Origin of the sequence: Streptomyces solincola (assembly GCF_002982015.1) — a bacterium.
Taxonomy (GTDB): domain Bacteria; phylum Actinomycetota; class Actinomycetes; order Streptomycetales; family Streptomycetaceae; genus Streptomyces; species Streptomyces solincola.
Map to the genome: position 1 here is coordinate 1 of NZ_PVLV01000576.1, position 4,081 is coordinate 4,081.

Annotated in this window: 3 protein-coding genes; 1 reads left to right on the forward strand and 2 read right to left on the reverse strand. The window is 75.6% G+C overall.

The window, feature by feature from the left end:
* Both C6N75_RS27440 and C6N75_RS27445 read right to left on the reverse strand, forming a co-directional pair.
* On the reverse strand, positions 1-1,310 hold a 1,310-nt coding region (locus tag C6N75_RS27440), incomplete at its 3' end, for an ATP-binding protein (protein ID WP_146132694.1).
* 205 nt (positions 1,311-1,515) lie between these two features.
* The gene (locus C6N75_RS27445) at positions 1,516-1,863 is read right to left on the reverse strand and encodes an STAS domain-containing protein (protein ID WP_105871566.1); all 348 of its coding nucleotides are present in this window, start codon (positions 1,861-1,863) and stop codon (positions 1,516-1,518) included.
* A gap of 589 nt (positions 1,864-2,452) precedes the next feature.
* Here C6N75_RS27445 and C6N75_RS27450 point away from each other — a divergent pair.
* Positions 2,453-4,060 (forward strand): S8 family peptidase, encoded by a 1,608-nt coding sequence (locus tag C6N75_RS27450; RefSeq protein WP_105871565.1) that lies wholly within the window; start codon positions 2,453-2,455, stop codon positions 4,058-4,060.
* Positions 4,061-4,081: the final 21 nt, after the last annotated feature.

Consider the following 4,081-nt stretch of genomic DNA (forward strand, 5'->3'; position numbering starts at 1 on the left):
TCCCGGTCCAGCGGATGCCGGAAGACCAGGCACGGCCCCTCCTCCCGCAGCACCGCGTGGCGTACGGCGAGCGCGGCGGCGTCCTCGCCCCGCGCCGGCTCCAGCCCCGCCACCTCGGCCAGCACCCCCACCGACGCGGCCCGGTCCAGCACCGCCGCCGCCTGCACCACCCGCCGGGCGTCCTCCGTCAACCGCCCCCACCGCCACGCCCACTCCCGCCGCACCCGCACCGGGACCAAGCCCCGCGCCACGGCGTCCAGCAGCGCCCCCGCCTCCCGTACGCCGTCGGCCCCCGCCTCCCGTACGGGATCGGGCTCAGTCCTCCGTACGCGACCGGGCACGGTCTCCTCCACGTCTACGGATACGGATACGGGTACGGGTACGGGGACGGGGGCGGGTGCGGGATCGGCTTCCGCCGCCACCGCTCCCCGGTCCGCCGCGCCCGTCATCGCACCGCCCGCCGCCTCGGCGAGCAGCGCCTCGGCCGCGCCCGGGTGCCCGGCGGTGCGCCGGTGCACCAGTCCGGCGAGTCCCGGCTCCTCCCCGTACGCCCGCTCGCCCACCCACCGCCGGACGAACGCGCCCGTCTCCTCCGGCGTCCACGGCCGGACGCCGACCTCCGCCACCCGCACCCGGGGCGGCACCCGGACGCCGAACAGCGGCAGCCCGGGCGCGACCCGCTCGGTGACGACCACCCGCAGCCGCGGCGGCATCGACTCGATCAGCCGGTGCAGCAGTTCCAGCCCGGCGGCGTCGGCGCGGTGCACGTCCTCGATCACCAGCACGGTGTCCCCCTGCACCGCCAGCAGCACCCGGATCGCACGCGGCAGCAGCGCCCGGCGCACCTCCGGGTCGGCGGCCGAGGCGGGCGGCTCGGGCAGCCGGTCGGCCAGTTCGGGCACGATCAGCCCCACCACCCCCGTCAGCGCGGGCAGGCGCGCCTGCGAGGAGGGCCGGTACGGCAGCCCGGCCAGCGCCTCCGCCAGCGCGTCCGCGAGCCCGTCCGCCGGCGCGTCGGCGACCGCCCCCGACCGCACCCCGCCCGCCGCCGCACCGCTCGCCGGCTGCGGACATCCCCCGCGCAACTGCGCCCACCCGGTGAACGCCGGGTGCCCCAGCGCCTCGTCCACCAGCCGGGACACCCCGGTCCCGGCCTCCCCCCGCACCACCACCACGCACGCCCCGGCGGCCAGGACCTCCCGCAGTCGGCGCAGCTCGGGTCCGCGCCCGACGAACCCGCTCCCCGCGAAGCCGCTTCCGCCGCCCGGCTCCGCACCCGCACCCTGCTCAGCGAAGGATCGTCGCTCCACCGAGTCCTCCTTCCACCGGCCGTCCGGGCGGCCGCGGCCCGGCCCCCTCCTCGGACCGGGCCGCAACCCCCTTGGCCCGGTGGTCTACCCGCCCGACGGGCACGGTCGCAATAGGGGGCGGCCACCTACGAAAAGCCGCACCCGCCCGGGCCGGGGGGCCGGGGCGGGTGCGGTGGTGGTCGAGAACCGGCGCGAGCCGCTCGCGTCAGTGCGCGGGCGCGGCGGGCAGGAAGTCCTCCCACGCCATCGCCGGGAAGAGGTCGGCGGCCAGCTTCAGCAGTCGCAGCGGCTGCTCGTACAGGCCGGTGAAGGCCACCGCGCGGCCGCCGCGCCGGGCGTCCTCCCGCTGCTCGCACATCAGGTGGAGACCGGAGACGTCCATGAACGAGGTGTCCCCCAGGTCCCAGGTGAGCCGGGTGACCGTGTCGGGGAGGGCGTGGGCCGTGGCGTACAGGCGGGGCAGGAACTCGGCGTCGATCTCACCGTGCGGGGTGATCGACGCCGCCTCGCCGTCGATCGTCGTGCTGATGGTGGTCGTCGAGGTGACGTGCATGTCGGCCCCCTTCCGGGGGTCCATGAGCCTCACAGCGGTCCGGCCCGGCCGGCCGCGATGGCGGGTCGCGAATGCCCGGGTCGGGGGCAACTTCCGCGATCCGTGAACCGGCGCTTCGGGCCTGGGGCCGCACGAGCGCCGGGACAGTCTCTCGTCCCGCCATGGTCGCACGCCCGCGGCGCCACCGGCCATGCCGCCGCCCGGTGTTCCGCACCACCCTCCCGTCCGGCGGAACGGTCCCGTCCGGCGGCCTCCCCGCCTCCCGGTCCGCGGCGGCCTCCCTCTTTGGGTAGCGCTACGCATTGCTGGGCCGCGCCGCCGGGGCCGAAGCTCTGGGCGGTCCGACAACGCCTCCCGCGGCCCGGGGTCCTACGCCGGCAGGACTCCGGGTGCGGGGCGGCCGCTCCCCACGCGGCCGTCGGGCGGGTGCCGACTCGGTGCCGCGCGGAGCCCCACTCCGCGCGGCCCGACCCCCGGCACCGCCGTCACCGCCATCGCCAACCTTGTCATGAGCGCGCCTACTCGCCGCTCAGTCCAGGTGCCTCCCGAGCCCGAGCCGGGCCCGGGACAGCCCCCCAAGGGAGTAACCATGGAGTTCGACGCCCGCGTCGCCCGGCGCCTGCTCGCCGTCGGCGCCAGTGCCGCCCTGCTCGTCGGGGCCGCCACCACCGCCGGGGCGGCCGCCGCACCCGTACCGCCCGGCGGCGGAGAGGGCCGCATCGTCGGCGCCGACCGCGCCGGGGCCATCGAAGGCTCCTACATCGTCACCTTCAAGGACAGCGTGGCCCGCGCCGAGATACCCGCCTCCGCGAAGGCCCTGGCCAAGCGGCACGCCGGCAGCGTCCGCTACACCTACACCGCCGCCCTGCGCGGCTTCGCGGTGAACATGACCGAGGAGCAGGCCAGGAAGCTGGCCGCCGACCCCTCCGTCGCCCGGGTGGAGGCCGACGCGGCCGCCTACGCGGTGGACACCCAGACCAACCCGCCCTCCTGGGGGCTGGACCGCATCGACCAGCGCTCCCTGCCCGTCGACAAGGCGTACACCTACCCCACCACCGCCTCCAACGTGACCGCCTACATCGTGGACTCCGGCGTGCGCCTGAGCCACCGCGACTTCGGCGGACGGGCGGTCAGCGGCTACGACTTCATCGACAACGACTCCAACGCCTCCGACTGCCACGGGCACGGCACGCACGTGGCCGGCACCGTCGGCGGCAGCGCCCACGGCGTCGCCAAGGGCGTCAAGCTGGTCGGCGTCCGCGTCCTCAACTGCCAGGGCAGCTCGGGCAGCAGTTGGGCGCCGGTTCTCGCGGGCATCGACTGGGTGACCAAGAACGGCGCCAAGCCGGCGGTCGCCAACATGAGCATCGGCGGCGGCAAGACCCAGTCCGTCAACGACGCGATCAACGCCTCCATCGCCTCCGGCGTCACCTGGGTCGTCGCGGCCGGCAACAACAACGCCGACTCCTGCTCGTACTCGCCCTCCTCCACCCCGGCCGCCATCACCGTCGGCTCGACCTCGGCCAACGACGCCCGCTCCACCGGCTGGTCCAACGGCCAGGGCTCCAACTACGGCTCCTGCCTGGACATCTTCGCCCCGGGCAACGCCATCGTCTCCACCTCCAACTCCGGGGACACCGCGACCCAGTCCATGAGCGGCACCTCCATGGCCGCCCCGCACGTCGCCGGCGCCGCGGCCCTCGTCCTGGCCGCCAACCCGACCTTCTCCCCCGCCCAGGTCCGCGAGAAGCTGGTGGCCGACGCCACGCCCGACAAGGTGACCGACGCCCGCGCCGGCTCCCCCAACCGCCTCCTGTTCACCGGCAGCGGCGGCACCATCCCGCCGCCCACCGGCAAGAAGTTCGAGAACACCGCGGACTACGCCATCGCCGACAACGCCACCACCGAGTCCCCGCTGCCCGTCACCGGCGTCACCGGCAACGCCCCCGCCAACCTCTCCGTCACCGTCGACATCCGCCACACCTTCCGCGGCGACCTCCGCGCCGAGCTGGTCGCCCCCGACGGCACCGCCTACCTCCTCAAGGACTACAACTCCAACGACGGCGCCGACCACGTCCAGGCCACCTACACCGTCAACGCCTCCGCCGAGCCCGCCAACGGCACCTGGAAGCTCCGCGTCACCGACAACTGGACCAACGACACCGGCTACATCAACGCCTGGTCCCTCCAGTTCTGACACCCCCGCCCTCCCCTGACC